General features: G+C 46.6%; 14 protein-coding genes and 1 pseudogene. 9 read left to right on the top strand and 6 right to left on the bottom strand.

Going from position 1 to position 16,436, the window contains the following annotated elements:
- Positions 1–16 precede the first annotated feature (16 nt).
- From FCL48_RS11235 to FCL48_RS11205, 7 genes are all read left to right on the top strand, one after another.
- Entirely contained in the window at positions 17–187 is a 171-nt protein-coding gene (locus FCL48_RS11235) for a uracil-DNA glycosylase (RefSeq protein ID WP_240744818.1), read from the top strand.
- Between the two features lie 32 nt (positions 188–219).
- Entirely contained in the window at positions 220–1,179 is a 960-nt protein-coding gene (locus FCL48_RS11230; protein WP_136872375.1) for a hypothetical protein, read from the top strand.
- 37 nt (positions 1,180–1,216) lie between these two features.
- A complete protein-coding gene (locus FCL48_RS11225) occupies positions 1,217–2,494 on the top strand; it encodes a valine--pyruvate transaminase (RefSeq protein ID WP_136872374.1) in 1,278 nt (425 codons plus the stop codon).
- Positions 2,495–2,506: 12 nt separating this feature from the next.
- Positions 2,507–4,312, top strand: a complete 1,806-nt coding sequence (locus FCL48_RS11220) for an MORN repeat-containing protein (RefSeq protein ID WP_136872373.1) — start codon at positions 2,507–2,509, stop codon at positions 4,310–4,312.
- A gap of 45 nt (positions 4,313–4,357) precedes the next feature.
- A complete protein-coding gene (locus FCL48_RS11215) occupies positions 4,358–4,780 on the top strand; it encodes a DUF4177 domain-containing protein (protein WP_136872372.1) in 423 nt (140 codons plus the stop codon).
- Between the two features lie 74 nt (positions 4,781–4,854).
- Positions 4,855–6,048 carry a M20 family metallopeptidase gene (locus FCL48_RS11210; RefSeq protein WP_136872371.1) on the top strand — a complete coding sequence of 398 codons (1,194 nt, stop codon included), beginning with the start codon at positions 4,855–4,857 and terminating at the stop codon, positions 6,046–6,048.
- 86 nt (positions 6,049–6,134) lie between these two features.
- The gene (locus FCL48_RS11205) at positions 6,135–7,688 is read left to right on the top strand and encodes a gamma-glutamyltransferase family protein (protein ID WP_169309189.1); all 1,554 of its coding nucleotides are present in this window, start codon (positions 6,135–6,137) and stop codon (positions 7,686–7,688) included.
- Positions 7,689–7,796: 108 nt separating this feature from the next.
- Here the strand turns inward: FCL48_RS11205 and feoB are convergent, their stop codons facing one another.
- From feoB to gltX, 6 genes are all read right to left on the bottom strand, one after another.
- Entirely contained in the window at positions 7,797–9,995 is a 2,199-nt protein-coding gene (feoB, locus tag FCL48_RS11200) for a ferrous iron transport protein B (protein WP_136872369.1), read from the bottom strand.
- A 261-nt stretch (positions 9,996–10,256) separates the two neighbouring features.
- Positions 10,257–10,457 carry a FeoB-associated Cys-rich membrane protein gene (locus FCL48_RS25885; RefSeq protein ID WP_169309188.1) on the bottom strand — a complete coding sequence of 67 codons (201 nt, stop codon included), beginning with the start codon at positions 10,455–10,457 and terminating at the stop codon, positions 10,257–10,259.
- 79 nt (positions 10,458–10,536) lie between these two features.
- The gene (locus tag FCL48_RS11190; protein WP_136872367.1) at positions 10,537–10,848 is read right to left on the bottom strand and encodes a FeoA family protein; all 312 of its coding nucleotides are present in this window, start codon (positions 10,846–10,848) and stop codon (positions 10,537–10,539) included.
- Positions 10,849–11,146: 298 nt separating this feature from the next.
- Complete coding sequence (locus FCL48_RS11185; protein WP_136872366.1) at positions 11,147–11,380, bottom strand: FeoA family protein; 234 nt, start codon at positions 11,378–11,380, stop codon at positions 11,147–11,149.
- 125 nt (positions 11,381–11,505) lie between these two features.
- On the bottom strand, positions 11,506–13,191 hold the full coding sequence (locus FCL48_RS11180; protein WP_136872365.1) for a glutamine--tRNA ligase/YqeY domain fusion protein: 1,686 nt from the start codon (positions 13,189–13,191) through the stop codon (positions 11,506–11,508).
- A gap of 33 nt (positions 13,192–13,224) precedes the next feature.
- Positions 13,225–14,703, bottom strand: a complete 1,479-nt coding sequence (gene gltX / locus FCL48_RS11175; protein WP_136872364.1) for a glutamate--tRNA ligase — start codon at positions 14,701–14,703, stop codon at positions 13,225–13,227.
- 543 nt (positions 14,704–15,246) lie between these two features.
- Here gltX and FCL48_RS11170 point away from each other — a divergent pair.
- The gene (locus tag FCL48_RS11170) at positions 15,247–15,573 is read left to right on the top strand and encodes a DUF1844 domain-containing protein (protein ID WP_240744817.1); all 327 of its coding nucleotides are present in this window, start codon (positions 15,247–15,249) and stop codon (positions 15,571–15,573) included.
- A gap of 13 nt (positions 15,574–15,586) precedes the next feature.
- A pseudogene (ispE, locus tag FCL48_RS25880) lies at positions 15,587–16,384 on the top strand (4-(cytidine 5'-diphospho)-2-C-methyl-D-erythritol kinase); the annotation flags it as partial.
- Positions 16,385–16,436: the final 52 nt, after the last annotated feature.

Genomic DNA, 16,436 nt, shown 5'->3' with positions numbered 1-16,436 from the left:
AGTATGTATAAAGTGTATGCACTATTTTATCACCTATGAGCCGAGTAACCCCTACGGTTGCAGAGCGATGGGATTTAAGAGCCGGAAAAATCCAGCCCGCGTTGTCTTTGAAAGCTCTGGCATGGAGTGTCAGCTTTTTAAAGCAAAAAAACAGGGTGGCGATCCGAAGTCGGGAAGAGTTGCCTGATATACGAATGAATTCTTCTACCAGATAATACTATGACGCTAGTCAATTACAAAGCCATTGCCTCAGAACTAGGAAAGGAGACCCTGCTGACCAGCTGGGGATTGATACGTATCCTCGTTCCGGTGGCCATTATAACGAAAATATTTGCAGATCTTGGGCTTGTAACATTTCTGGGCAGTCTGCTTGAGCCGTTGATGCTGTTGCTGGGCCTTCCTGGAGCCCTTGGCCTTGTCTGGGCAACTGCCATATTTTCAAGTATTTATAGTGCTATCGCGGTTTTTTCCGTGATTGCTCCCGGCCTGGAACTGACAGGGGCCCAGGTTACTGTTCTCTGTGCTGTGATGCTTATCGCCCACTCTCTTCCCATCGAGCTGAGTGTCAGTAGCAGAGCTGGTGCTAGGCTTATGCCTATAGCTGTTGTACGGCTTGTGGGTGCTATCGTATACGGCTATCTTCTGTATAGGTGCTGTACACTTTTTGATCTTTGGCAGGATCCATCAAGAGTACTTTTCAAGGCGACAACAGGCTCGGGAGATTATCTGAGCTGGGCTGTTGATCTTCTGCAGAATCTTTGCCTTATCATTATGATTATATTATGTATAATTATTCTTATGCGCCTCTTTAAGTTGGTGGGACTGCTTGGCTTGTTCGAGCGGCTTCTGGCTCCGGTTTTGCCGCATTTCGGCATGGGGGGCCAGGCGGCTCCGATCACCGTTGTTGGTATGATAATGGGGATTGGTTATGGCGGCGCACTGATTATCCGGGAGACGGCCACGGGTAAACTGGCAAAAGATGAGATCTTCCATTCCATGGTCCTTATGGGGCTCTGCCATGGGTTGATCGAAGATACCCTGCTCATGGTTGCCATTGGTGGAAAACTGGGCGGTGTACTGTGGGGGCGGATATTCTTTTCCCTCATTGTAACCTACGTGCTTGTGCAGCTGGCCGTTGTACTGAAGAAACGCCGTCTGGAAACCCGAGAAAACACGTAACTACAAATTGCGACACATTAGAAAATTGGATAGATATATGAAATTGACCAAATTTGGCAAGAAAATGACCTCTAAAGCCGGAATCCTGTCTCTCATGGATGATCTTGGCCAGGCCAAGATGGAAGGTGGGGAGCATATGGTGATGATGGGAGGAGGAAACCCAGCCCAGATCCCAGAGTTTCAGGAAATTATGCGTCAGGAGCTTCTGAATCTCTGCAGTGATCCCGAAGAGTTCAGGCGTCTGGTGGGCAGTTATGGATCTCCCCAGGGGGAGTCAAGTTTCATAGAGGGTCTGGCGAATCTGTTGCGCCAAGAGCTGGGGTGGAACATCACCTCTGAGAATATCTGCCTTACCAACGGTAGCCAGACGGCATTTTTCATGCTCTTTAATCTTTTTGGCGGAGAGATGGAGGATGGGACAAAGAAAAAAATCTGTCTGCCGATGGCGCCTGAGTATATCGGGTACGCTGATCTTGGTCTTGATGATGGGCTCTTCGTCTCAACCAGACCCAAAATTGAGACCTTGGATGAAACATTTTTTAAATATCATATTGATTTTGAGAAACTGCAGGTCGACAGTTCCATTGGAGCAATCTGTATATCCAGGCCAACCAATCCGACGGGGAATGTGATAAGCGATGAGGAATTGCTAAAACTCATGGAGCTGGCCAGGCGACAGAATATTCCGCTTGTCGTAGATTGTGCCTATGGCCTGCCGTTTCCCGGGATGATTTACACAAAAGCGACTCCCATCTGGAATGAAAATCTGATAGTCAGTCTTTCCCTGTCAAAACTTGGGCTGCCTGCGGTCAGAACGGGTATTATTGTTGCTTCAAAAGAAATCGTCCGAGCTTTGACCTGCATGAATGCAATCATGTCACTTTCACCAAACAGTTTCGGGGCTCTGCTTGCCGAAAAACTAGTGACCAGCAGTAGAATTACTGCTTTGAGCAAAACTCTGATGCAACCGTACTACAGCAGGAAAAAGCAGCTGGCAGTGGCAGCGGTGCAGGAATTTTTCACGGATACTCCCTGCAGAATCCATGTTCCGGAAGGCGCAATGTTTCTCTGGCTCTGGTTTAAGGACTTACCCATCACAAGTCTTGAACTCTATGAGCGCCTGAAAAAAGCGGGAGCGCTTGTGGTCTCAGGGCACTATTTTTTCCCGGGGTTGCAGGAGAACTGGAAACATAAAGATGAATGCCTGAGGGTGACATATTCCCAGGATGATGCCGAGGTCAGAAAAGGTCTTAAAATTATCTCTGAGGTTGTGCGTGCAGCGTACAACCGAGAACTTTGCAGTTCCAATACATAAGAGAGGGCGAAGTTGAAAAATTATAAAAATATATACGGAGCCATAGTTTTTACTCTTCTTTGTATCTTCCCCGTGTGGGCTTCTGGTGGCTGTCTTCAGGGGGATTGTATAAACGGCGAGGGGCATTTCATCTCAGCTGATGGAAGAGATTATGTCGGTGGCTTTAAGGATGGCCTCCTTGACGGTCATGGCGTCCTGAAGTTTCCTGACGGCACCAGCTATCAGGGGCAGTTTAGTGACGGGAAATTTCATGGAAAAGGTGAACTGACGCATCCTGATGGCAGGCGTTACGAGGGTGAGTTCGTCAACAATGTCATCCATGGCCAGGGAACTATGATACGTGGTGATGGATCACACTATATAGGTGAGTTCAGTTTGGGACGCTTTCATGGAAAGGGCATTCTTTTTTTCCCCGATGGTCGAGAGTTTCAGGGTGATTTTCGTAATGATATCATAGATGGATTCGGTAAACTCATCTACGCAGACGGAAGCTGGCATGAGGGCATGTTTCACAATGGAAAACCTGCGGGTATGGGAAAACGGAAATACATCTCAGGCGCGACATATGCAGGTGAATTTAAAGGGGAAAACCGACATGGTTACGGCACCTATACCACTGCTGAAGGGGAAACCTATGAAGGAATGTTTGTTGACGATCTTTACCATGGAGAAGGGACACTTCAATATCCTGATGGGCGCAAATATATTGGTAATTTTGAGGAAGGTGTGATTGAGGGGGAAGGAGTTCTTGAATATCCTGACGGGTCCAGGTATACGGGTGATTTTGTGGCGGGACTGCCCGATGGGGAAGGGGTTCAGGAGGAACCGGATAGGACGGTTTATACAGGAGAATTTCTTGGAGGAAAGCGCGAAGGTGCAGGTGAGTTGAAGTTTGCCGATGGCACGGTGTATGACGGTCAATTCCGTGCAAACACCATGAATGGAGAAGGGACTATTGCCTACAGTGACGGCAAGAAATTCAGCGGTACTTTTATCAACGGTGAGCCTCAGCAGAAGGTGGACGATAATCCGGTAATACCGGTCGCCCCCGTAGTTCCCGCCGCTCCGGTAGCCGTGGCCCTGAGAGAAAGCCCGGTATCGACTGTAAGGGAGGCGGAAGTGGAGCCAATGAAAATGGTGGTTGCACAACCAACAGCGACAGTCGCTGCACCGGTGGCGAGTGCTCTGGCCAGCAATGTACCTTTTCCAGTAAAAGATGGACTGGTCTATGACGGTAAGAAACAGAAATTATTAACCGGAGACGCCGATATAAATTTTTCAGATGGCAGGGTGTATCAGGGCCACTTTAAAAAAGGCTATATGGATGGAGAGGGAGTTCTTCGTTTCCCAAATGGTGATCTCTATACAGGAAAAATGAAAAAGGGCAGCATCGATGGCAAGGGGACCTTTGTCTATCGGGATGGCAGGTCATATACCGGCAATCTGGTTAATGGAAAGAAAGAAGGCCGTGGAGAATTTATCTATCCGGACACCACGCGTTATAAGGGCGATTTCAAAAATGATTTGTTCCATGGCAAAGGAGAGTACTATTTTGCTGACGGCAGCCGTTATAAAGGAGAATTTGCCAATGGCAGCTTTAATGGGTCGGGTAAGATAACCTACTCTGACGGCTCATGGTATGATGGGGAATTCAAAGATGACCTTCCCCACGGCAAAGGAGTTCTTGTTTCCAAGGAGAAGAGCCGATATGAAGGTGAATTTGCTTTTGGCAAACGTAACGGCAAGGGTATTTTGACCCAGGGAGATAAGGTGTACAAGGGGATTTTTGAAAACGACCAGTTTATTAAAGAACAGTAAGCTGTGGATGATTTGTAAATAAAAGCTTTATAACAGGAAAATAGAATGCGGTGGAGTTACAAAACAGTACATTTTGAGCTAAAGAAAGAGGGGCTGCTCGGGAGCAGCTTTCTTGATGAATCAGAAGTGGAGTACTCGCTTAATGAGTACGGCAAAGCAGGCTGGGAACTTGTCTCAATGCTGGAAACCATGGATGGGTTAATTGCTGTTTTTAAGCAGCCGCTGAGCCTTGGTTCAGAACGATCAGCAAACTATACCTCTTCTTTCCACGAAGACACCAAACAAGAAGATGTTACTGAGGAAGAACAATTTATTCTAAATCCCCTATCTCCAGAGGACGATGATACTTATGATGAAGAGATTGTTGTGGAAGACTTCGATGTTGTCGATGAGGCCGAGGTAAAGTCAGAGAAGGTAACAAAGAATTCCCTAAAAGATGTAGATGTCGGTTCAATTGTAATTGAGTAGTCGTTAATGCCTTGCTTGTTAGTCAATTCTGGGCCGGAATGATGTTTGTTCTTTTTGATGGTTACGAGTGTAATATGAATCAGATTAAACCATCCACGGCAGTGGATGAGAAGCTGCAGCGCTGGATGCGTGACATCCGCAGAAAACTTCACCAATATCCTGAACTCAGTTTTCAAGAGCAGAAAACCTCCTTATTTATCCAGAAAAAACTCAAAGAACTCGACGTCAGCTATCGCAATGGCTGGGGCGGCACTGGAGTGATCGCTACCCTGGGGGAAGGGGAGATTCACAGCGGCCATGTCGGTCTTCGAGCCGATATGGACGCACTTCCGGTTGAAGAAAAGAACCTGGTGCCATACGCTTCTAAGGTTAAAGGGGTGATGCACGCCTGCGGTCACGACGGCCACGTGGCAATGCTTTTAGGAGCCATCGTCCTTTTAAAGCGATACGGTTGCAGATCAAAAGTTTCATGTATTTTTCAGCCAGCCGAAGAGCATGGCAACGGAGCCGACAGGATCATTAGAGAAGGTGCCCTGGATGGAGGTGTACAGGTGGTCTTTGGAGGACATATTGATACCCATTTCCCAACGGGAGTCATTACTGTTGACGAGGGAGTAATCTGTTCCTATGCTGACCCTTTTTCTATAATACTCAGAGGGCGGAGCGGACATGCTGCCCGCCCCCATGAAGCAAAAGACAGTCTTGTGGCGGGGGCTTATCTGGTAACAGGCCTGCAGACCCTCATCTCCCGGGAAACAGATCCGAATAAGGCGGCAGTATTAACCTTGGGGCGCTTTGCCTCCGGGACGGCCCATAATATTATTGCGGATGAGGCGGTGATAGCTGGAACACTGCGCAATAGTGATTCTGAAGTTCGCGATCGCCTGCTCGCGGGGCTGCGTCGCATGACCCAAAGTATCGGGGATCAGTTCGATCTGCAGGCATCGATCGTTTTCCATGATTGTTTGCCTGCTGTGATCAACTCAACCTACTCAACTCAAATAGCCCGACAGGCTGCATTGGAGGTAGTGGGTGGGGACAGAGTCGTGTCCCAGGGCCGACCAAGCCTTGGGGCGGAAGATTTTGCCTTTTATCAGCAAAAAGTTGATGGTTGTCTTGTTCGATTCGGGGCAAACAGTCTCAGCATCAACAGCCCAGCCCATAGCGGCACGTTCGATTTTGATGAAAATGTATTGAAGGTGGGGGCTCACTGGCTTGCAAGGGTGGCAATGGACTGGACGGCTGTTTCTGAATTGGGAAAAGCGTAGGTGAAAATTCTTTTATCTTTGATCTTTGAGGGCTGCGCTGGCATTTATGATAAAAAGAGGAATCCATTTCCAAGGGAGTGCTGTTCGTGAGTCTGTATGATAAATCCATTGTAGCGTCTGGACATGAGCTGGTCAGTCAGGCGGCCGCGGAGATCCTGGAGGCCGGGGGCAACGCCTTTGACGCCGTGGTTGCAGCCGGGTTTGCTTCTGCGGTTGTGGAGCCAGCCTTGACCAGTCTTGGTGGGGGAGGCCTGCTTGTTGGCCGCTTGCAGACGGAGAGACGAAACATTTTTTATGACTTTTTTGTGGATACACCTGGCCGGGGAAGTAAAATGGATGGCGCCAGCAGTGATTTTTTTCCCGTTCGTGTCGATTTTTCGGGGTCCTCGCAGGATTTTCATGTGGGCCTCGGCTCTGTAGCCGTTCCTGGGGTATTAAAGGGTTTACTCCATACCCATAGCAACCTTGGCTCCATGCCCTTTGAAGATGTCGTGCGCCCGGCAAAAGAGCTTGCCAGGACCCATGTACTCAATGGACAACAGGCCCATTTTTTGACATTGTTGCGACCAATTATGACGCTTTCTAACTATTCCAGAGGGGTTTATCAGCCTGATGGGAGTTGTCTGGTGGCCGGTGATGAGATAAAAAATCTTGATATGGCGGATTTTCTCGATCGGCTGGTCCATGAAGGAGACGAGAGCTTTTATTTTGGTGATGTTGCAGAGAAAATAGACAAGGAGATGCGTGAGGGTGGTGGGATCCTGACTAAAGAGGATCTCGCAGCCTATCGGGTGATTGAGAGATCCCCGCTTGTGCTACCCTATCGAAATCATCTGTTTGTGACGGCCCCTGAGCCATCTATGGGAGGGACGCTGGTTGGACTTTCTCTTATTTTTAACGCGCGGTATGGCGTGGATCAAACGGTCTGGGGCAGCAGGGAACACCTTTTTGCAACAGTGTCTGCAATGAGCGAGGTGGAACGTCAGCGAGGGCTTGGGGTGACGGATCCAAGGTCTTTGCAGGCGTTTCTGGCAGATGAAAAACAATTTGGGGATTCAGCCCACAGGGCGCGATTCTTTAGCAGGGGGACAACTCACGTCTCCGTTGCGGATAGATACGGTAATTGTGCCAGTATGACCTGCTCCAACGGGGAAGGCTCTGGTTATGTTGCTCCTGGGACCGGTGTAATGCTCAACAACATGATGGGTGAAGATGATCTGCACCCGGAAGGTTTTCACTCGAGTCCATCAGGAAAAAGAGTTTTTTCAATGATGTCCCCCTCTCTTGTTATAAAAGACGACAAAGTGGAGCTTGTTATAGGCAGTGGTGGCTCAAAACGGATTCGAACCGCAATCAGTCATGTTGTTTCACAGGTGGTAGATTTTAGTCGGCCACTCCAGACCGCAGTCGATGCTCCACGACTCTATCTCGATGGGAGTTGCCTGCAGGTGGAGCCCGGTTTCAGCCTTGAGGTAGTTGAGGCTATTGAAAAAACCGAGGTTTTTGGTCCAGAGTTTAAGGTGAATGTCTGGCCGCAAAAAGATGTTTATTTTGGCGGAGTTCATGCGGTGATCCCTGGGATTGAAGGTGCAGGGGATTCGAGAAGGGGAGGCGCTGTTCGAGTTGTACCTTCATCCTAAGGGCTTAGCGTAAACACTTGGCACTTCCTGCAGTACCAGGCATGCTTGAGCTGCAATCTACTGAACAACACTCCAGGCGGGTACTTTTATCGTTCCTTCCCACCCTTATTATCCAAGATGCAAAAAGGTTCCCACCTGATAGACGCCAACAGCGATTAAAAAAGCAAAGATTGTATTAAATCCCATGGAAAAGAAAGCCCATTTCCAGGAGGATTCCTTGGCAATACAAACCACTGTTACAAAGCACGGTGCATAAAACATAATAAATACCAGTACCGAGACGGCGACCACCTTGTTCCAGTGTTTGTCATTTTGCAAGCGTTTCCCGAGGGATTCTGATTCTTCCACATCAACCTCGCCCATGGAATATGCTGTGCCAAGGGTTGAGACAATCACTTCTTTTGCTGCAAAACCACCAATCAGAGAAATATTTGTTCGCCAGTCAAAACCGGCATATTTGGTTATTGACTCAAGTTTTGTCCCCATCGTCCCGGCAATGGAGTATCGAAGGCCTGCCTCTGTTTCTTTGTTGCTGATGATGGAAATCTGTTTTTTGGTCTCAAGTGCCGACTGTGAGAGTTGATTTGCGGACAAGGCATTCATTGTCAATCCTGATTGGGTCAAAATCTGTTGTTTTTGTGCCTCAAAGCTGTCCTTTCTATCCTGTGGCAGACCGGGAAAGGTCATCAGGGCCCAGAGAAGAATGGAGATACCCAGGATAACGGTTCCAGCCTTTTTGATGTATTGATAGGTTCGTTCCCAGGTGTGGATGAGTAGGCCTCGCAGTGTGGGAAAGCGGTAGGGGGGCAATTCCATGACAAACGGAGTTGGAGCACCACGTAGTACAGTGGATCGGAAAAGTTTTGCGGCCAAAAGAGCAACAACCCAGGCAAGAATGGTAAAGAGAAACATGTAGCGGGCTTTATGTTCACCAAAAAAAGCACCGATCAGCAGCGCAAGTACCGGCAGTTTCGCCCCGCAATTCATAAAAGGGACGGTGAGAAGGGTCGCCATCCTCTCCTTTGGCGATCTCAATGTCCTGGTAGCCATGACACCGGGAACGGCGCAGCCGCCTGCAATTCCTCCGGAGACAATAAATGGCATAACCGAAGAACCGTGGAGTCCGAAAATGCGAAAGACTCTATCCATCATAAAGGCAACACGTGCGAGATAACCGGAGTCTTCGAGGATTGCGATGCCGAAAAACATAAACATGATAAGGGGGACAAAACCAAGAACGCCACCAACGCCATCAATTACGCCGGAGATGAGCATTGATTTTAACAAGCCGTCTGGCAGGGTTTGATCAATAAAATCGCCAACCCAGCCAAAAACATTTTCCAGAAACACAACTGGAATCTCACTCCAGCTGAAGGTAAACTGATAAAGGCCGAAAAGAATAACAAGCATGAAAAGTGGCCCAACCAGACGGTTGGTGAGGACCTTATCAATTTTGTCAGAGGTGTATAGTCTGTCAGTATCAAACTTATGTGTTACCACCCCCTGGCGTAAGATGGCTTTTATATAACCATATCTGTGGTCAGCAATGATGGCTTCAGGGTAAACGTCAAGGGTTCTCCTGGTGTGTTCTGACGCCTCTTCAACAATTTTTTCGAGTTTTGCTGCGGTTTCAGGATCAGTCTCCCGGCCTTTTTCTAGAATCTGCTCGTCATTTTCCAGGTATTTAATAGCGGTATACCTTGGTGGGTAGCTGGTACTGAGGAGTCCAAACTCTGTAATAGTTGCTTCGAGAGCCTTTAAATTGTGGTCAAGATCTTCGCCGTAATATATATCCCGGGGTGTCCAGGGGCGCTTTTGCTTTCCAATCTCCACGCAGGTTTCGATGAGTTCCTCTGTGCCTTCTCCGGTTCTTGCGATAATAGGAATTACAGGAATGTTAAACAGTTCGCTGAATTTATCGATTTTAATCTCAATGCCTCTGTTTTTTGCAACGTCCATCATATTCAAGGCAATGACAAGCGGGAGGCCGAGCTCTAACAGCTGACATGTGAGGTAGAGATTTCTTTCAAGATTTGAGGCATCTACAATATTTACAACGACATCAGGTTTTTCTTCGACCAGGTAGTTTCTTGCGACAATTTCTTCAATCGAATAGGCGGTAAGAGAATAGGTCCCGGGCAGATCGGTAAGAGTAATTTTGGATGTGCCACGGATAATGCAGCCTTCTTTGTGATCAACGGTAATTCCAGGATAGTTCCCAACGTGTTGACGGGCACCGGTAAGTTCATTGAAAAGTGTCGTTTTACCGGCATTCGGGTTGCCCAGAAGGGCCATTTTCAATTGCATCGAGTAACTCAGGTGAAAATTTATAGGTTAAAAACAATGTCTTGTGAGAAGACGTTTTTTTAAAAGTCCTGTTATATCTGAGGCGAGGGCTGTAGGGCAAGCCTTAATTTGTCTTCTTATCGGTTTTACAAAGCTGCAGAGTTTACAGTAGAGGCCATTGCCTGTCCCAATCTCAATTCTGTAGAGTTCCTGCCTGTATTACTCGACAATCTTTAGCTTGCTGCAAAAGCACTGCCAATGGACTCAGCAGGGAAACAGGCATTATTTACTATCCGCAATACCTTTCACGTTGGATCTTCTCTCATCACAGGAAGAATGGCTGCAGGAACAACAACCCTCGCCACACGTTGAAGGTGACGATGGATCTGTCAATGCTTTCCATTGTCTGTAAAATCGCAGAACAAGGTACACCAGAGAGGCGATGATAATTATCGAGATGATTATTGTTTCCAAATATTTCATAAAGCTACCCTCCGTTATGGCCTGGGTATTAGTTATCCCTAACATTTTGGTTAAAAAAAAGGACAGAAAAGTCGGCTGGTTACAGGTCAGTCACGTAAATATTTTCAGAGATATTTGAATCAAGGCTGATCGTGCCCCCGTTCACTTTTACGACGCACTGGTTTCCATTCTGGGCACAGATAATGTCTGCCTCAACGCCAGGGTATAAGCCGAGGGAAGCCATGCGCGCACAAACCTTTCTGTCACCGGTAACCTTGCAGACTTTTACTTTTCTGCACTGGCCATTCATTGACAGAGGTGCTTCGATCTTGGAACATTGTCCTTTACCAAAACAATTTCGTACCTTATTGGTAAAACCACAGAAATGCTGTTTTCCTTTTTTTTCTCTCATGTCTTTCACCTCATAATGTGATCTTTAGGTACTCCAAACATTAGTTCCAGTCAACAGTTATTTCAAGAAATATTAATATATTTAGAGGCTCCTAAAAGGTAAAGCCCGCAACTGCCGGTCTTTATCTTTTTATTCTTGAAGCTCATGAGAAAATTGAGGGGGGATAGAGAAAAATGAAGAGAATATTTGTGAGAAAAAAAGACTTCTCATCAAATCCGGAATGGCAGGGGCAAAAACCTCTACTCACTTCTCTATTACAGACAAAATCTATAATATCAGCAGGTAGAGGGAGGTTGTGTTAATCGACTTCAACCATGATGTGATCTGCTTCGTTATTTCGAAGAGTAAGGGTCCCGCCCATAACTCGCAGTGCGACAGGATCATTAAGGGGGGCCCTGCCCTGTATGGTAATTTCCGTTCCTGGAACAAGACCCATCTCCCGAATTCTTCGTCCAAGTTCTCCGCCAACTTTAACGCTGTGTATTGTTCCCGACTGCAGTTTTGCCATTTGGCGTAAATTGATCAGTGCCATATTTATTTCCTTGATACACGTCATTACCGATGAGGTGCTATCGCTGCCTGTTGAATTTTCCAAGAACCAGCGATGCCTGTGACAAAAAAACTAGTTAAAATAACAGGCACCGCTTTTGAGGTGGACTAGCTCGTTTTTTCCCAGGAGTCACGCAGAGTGACTGTACGGTTGAAAACGAATTTGTTGTCCTTTTTAGGTTGAACAGGGTCAAGGCAAAAATATCCCTGACGTTCGAACTGAACGCTTTCACCCGGTTGTAGCAAAACGAGTGCAGGTTCTGCTATTGCCTGAGTAAGGACAATACGAGACTGGGGATTGAGTTGCTCCAGAAAGTCGATATCTTTATCTTCTTCAGGGTCCTCAACCTTGAACAGCCGATCGTACATGTTCACTGTGACTGGAACACCCTTTACAGCGGACACCCAGTGAATAGTACCTTTCACCTTGCGCCCGTCAGGAGCGGTTCCACCTTTACTTTCCGGATCGTAGGTACAGTGGATTTCAAGGATCTCACCGGTCTGCTCATCTTTGACGTGTGAGGCATACTGAATGAGGTAACCATATCTGAGTCGAACTTCGCGACCTGGACCTAACCTATGGTATTTTTTAGGTGGATCTTCCATGAAATCGTCACGTTCGATGAACAACTCTTTTGTAAAGGGGAGAGATCGTTCACCTCTATCTGGATCCTGCGGATGATTTTTCCCTGTTACTTCTTCAATACGGTCATCGGGAAAATTGTCGATAATGACCTTCACAGGGTCAAGAACACACATCCTTCGTTCGGCTTTGACGTTGAGGTCGTTTCGGATTTCATTTTCCAAAACCCCCATACTGATACGACTGTCACTTTTACCAATACCGATGGTCTTGCAAAAATTTCTGATTGAAGCCGGAGTGTAGCCTCTGCGTCTGAGACCGGAGATTGTCAGCATTCTCGGGTCGTCCCAACCGTCTACGTAGTTGCCCTCAACCATCTGCAAAAGTTTGCGCTTGCTCATTACAGTGTAGGTGAGATTGAGTCGTGCAAATTCGATCTGTTTGGGATGACACGGTGTCTTGAGGGTGTCGAGTACCCAGTCATAAAGAGGTCTGTGGTCCTGAAATTCCAGAGTGCAGAGAGAGTGGGTGATACCCTCAAGCATATCAGAAAGACAATGGGTATAATCGTACATCGGATAAATTTGCCACTTGTCCCCGGTACGATGATGATGGGCTTTAAGTATGCGGTAGATGACAGGATCACGCATGTTCAGGTTTGGTGAACCCATATCTATTTTTGCACGCAGCACATGGGACCCTTCAGGAAAATCTCCATTCTTCATGCGCTGAAAAAGTGCAAGATTTTCCTGGACAGAACGGTTTCGGTAAGGACTTTCCTTACCAGGTTCCGTCAGGGTTCCTCGATATTCGCGCATTTGCTCAGGGGTGAGCTGGCAGACAAAGGCGTGCCCCGACTCAATGAGCTGAACGGCAAAATCATACAGCTTGTCAAAATAGTCGGAAGCAAAAAAGATCTGCTCTCCCCAGTCAAAGCCAAGCCATTTGACATCTTTTTGGATTGATTCAACATAGGTGACATCTTCCTTGCTCGGATTGGTGTCATCAAAGCGCAGATGACAAATGCCATTAAATTCACCTGCCACGCCAAAATTGAGACAAATTGATTTTGCATGGCCGATATGTAAAAAACCATTCGGTTCGGGGGGAAAGCGTGTGATTGATTGTTTGTGCTTTCCGGAATTGAGATCATCCGTGATAATCTGGCGGATAAAATCCAAGGGCCGTTTATCTGTATCTGTATTTTCCATGGATGTGTGTTTAGAAGATTTTTGTGTTCAGGATCAAGCAAAATATTTGTGAACGTTTCTGAGTCGTTCGACAATTTTATCCTGGCCTATGGTCACCAGAATATCAAACATGGATGGTCCTGCCAGCTGACCGGTGGCCAGGGTCCTCATTGAATTGATCAGAACACCAGGTTTGATGTTCAGCTCTTCTGCCAGCTCCCGTGCGACTCTTTCGGTTTCTTCGACAGTAAAGTCAGAGAGTTGTTCGTATCTGTTGGCAAGTTCCGGTAACCACTCTTTGAGGCCCTCAAATTTTAAAACATTTTTATTAAGAGGTTTTTCATCCACGACAAAATCGTCTGCAAAGTAAGCGCGGCCAAGACTGGTGAAGTCTTTTAAGGTGTGGAAACGGTCTCTGATGAGATCTAAGGTGTTCAGATACCATGTCTTCCTGTCTCTTGCGTAACTGTCATTCCAGAGACCTTCAGCTTCCAGTTCGGCTCGGACGAGTTCTCCCAGTTGCTCAACTTCCATCGTGCGCAGATAGTGCTCGTTTATGTAAATTGCTTTGGGGTCTGTGATGAATTTTGGATCATCTTTTTTAAAATTAAATATGGCACTTGATTTATTAATGCGGTCTAAGCTGAACTGTGCAATCAGTTCTTCCCTGGTAAAAAATTCCTGATCATTTCCAGCAGACCAGCCAAGTAAAGCAAGAAAATTATTCAAAGCCCATGGAAGGAAGCCATTGTCTCTGTAGAATTGCACCGCTACGATCTCACCATGGCTGCGTTTGGAAATCTTGGCCTTCTTGTTGTCAAGGGTGAGAGGCATATGGGCAAAGACAGGTAGAGGTGCTTCAAGGGCCTCATAGAGTAGAACCTGCTTGAGGGTGTTGGTCATATGATCCTGGCCACGGATGATATGGGAGATTCTGTCTCGGATATCATCAACAACATTACACAACAGATAGAGTGGCTTGCCGTTGGAGCGGACAATAACAAAATCATCAACTTCCTTGTAATCCGACTGAATCCGGCCAAGAATCTCATCATCATATCCGAGCATACCGGTACGTTCTGGAACTTTAAAACGAATGACAAAAGGAATGCCGGCAGCTTCTTTTTCCCGGACAATTTCCGGGGTTAAGTGCCTGCAGGTTCGATCGTAACCAAGGCTTCCTTTGGTAGCAAGGGCGGCTTCTCTTTTTTCATCGAGCTCTTCTTTTGTGCAAAAACACTTGTAGGCGGCGCCTTTGTCGAGCAAAAGCTGGGCTGCCTTGACGTGATCAGCTTCGAAATCAGTTTGAAAATAGGGGCCCTCGTCGAAATCAATCCCAAGCCATTCAAGTCCTTCTATAATACCATCAATAGATTCTTTGGTGGATCTGTCGCCATCGGTGTCTTCAATACGCAAGATCAGCTTTCCTCCGTGTTTTTTTGCGTAAAGCCAGTTGTACAGGGCAGTTCTGGCTCCACCAATGTGAAGGTATCCTGTGGGACTCGGGGGAAATCGTAGACGTATTTCTCGCATGAAAAAACTCCTTTGAGCGTATTAAATGCCTTGGTGAGGCTCTATATTATAATGGGTCGCGTTTGTTCTCTGAGTGTAAGCTGTGTCTTGATGGTTGGCAAGAACTACTCCAGAAAAAGCGGCTTGATCTCTTGTCACGGTATATATCTTGTTCACAGGCTTTGTTCAAGGGGAATGGAAAAATATGCCATCATTGATTTGACGCTCTGTGTTATTCCTTATCTCTCTTCATGCATGGAGGTGTAAGAAGAGGAGATTTTTTGTTGTTCTGGGTTCTTCTACCTAGTATATTCGCAAGCGCTTTATAGCTGTTTCCTGTTGTGAGCAAAGAGATCGATGAAAAAGACAAATGGGGCTTGACCTTTGGCCTCAAGATCCTACCGTTCTACATACTTATTCACCCGCTTTAAGGAGATGTGTCCTTTATCTTTTGCAGAGAACAGGTCTCACTGGGTTGGTGGTCGGAAAGATGTAACAATTGACATAAATAATCAGGTCGGAGATCTGGTGTCATAGAATTTTCTTCATTAAAGGAGTAGTTAGATGGCTGATACGATGAAAAATGAGAGCAGTTGCGGTTGCGGTGAAGGTAAAGTTCCAAACAAGGAGGGCAGGTGTGTCATGCCTGAGGTGACTTTCCCGGCTTTTGTGATGTCTCTGAACACCTCTGCTCTTTACCATCTGGGAGAGATTGCCGATCCTGGAACCGGAAAGAAAATTGTCGACCTCGATCTCGCCCGCCATGCGATTGATACGCTCGTCATGATGCAGGGGAAGACCAAAGGTAATTTAACTTCAGATGAAGAGCAGATGCTGAAAAATATTCTTTACGATATTAAGCTTCGTTTTGTGACTGCTTCCAAAAAATAAACCGTTGGCAATTATGAATACTGGACGTCCCTCTCTTCGACTTTTTGCTCCGGCTAAAATCAATCTTTTTCTGCATGTTCTCGGGCGCAGAGATGATGGGTATCATGATTTAGCCACCTGGATGCAGAAAATCGATTTATTTGACACTATAGATCTGGAGGTCGTAGAGGAATCTGGGGTGCAGTTGAGCTGTGATGACCCGGTCTTGCCTGTTCATACAGACAATCTTGCCGGTCGGGCAGCTGAAATATTTCTTCTAAAAAGTAAAAATTTCAACGGCAAAGGACTGAAAATCAAGCTGCAGAAAAAAATTCCGATTGCTGCGGGGTTGGGGGGTGGCAGTAGTGATGCTGGAACTGTTCTGCGAGGTCTCAATGAACTGAGCGGCTATGAGTTTGGCGATGAGGCGTTAATTGATATGGCAAGGTCTCTTGGAGCCGATGTGCCATTTTTTGCTGTTGCCGACAGTGCTGTTGTAGCAGGTGGTATAGGAGATCTGATGTATGGTGTTGAATCTCTGAGTAATTATACCTTTGTTTTGGTCAATCCGGATTTTTTTGTCTCTACAAAATGGGTTTTTGAAAATTTATCGTTGACAAGCGAAAAGAATAATTCTAAAGTATTTCGCTTTCAAAAGCGCAATGCGGCTCTTTTGTCACTCGATGATATGCATAATGATTTAGAGGCTGTGACGTTAGTTGCACACCCCGAAATCGAGAAAATGAAAGAGAGCCTGCTGGCATTAGGGGCTGCAAAAGTTTTGATGTCTGGTAGTGGGCCAACCGTTTTTGGAGTTTTTCCAGATAATAGAGAGTCGATCAGTTCTGATTTTCAAGATATTGCTGCTGTGTTGCGCCAGCAAT

Origin of the sequence: Desulforhopalus sp. IMCC35007 (assembly GCF_005116575.1) — a bacterium.
Classification (GTDB): domain Bacteria; phylum Desulfobacterota; class Desulfobulbia; order Desulfobulbales; family Desulfocapsaceae; genus Desulforhopalus_A.
This window is presented reverse-complemented; position numbering and strand designations above follow the sequence as displayed.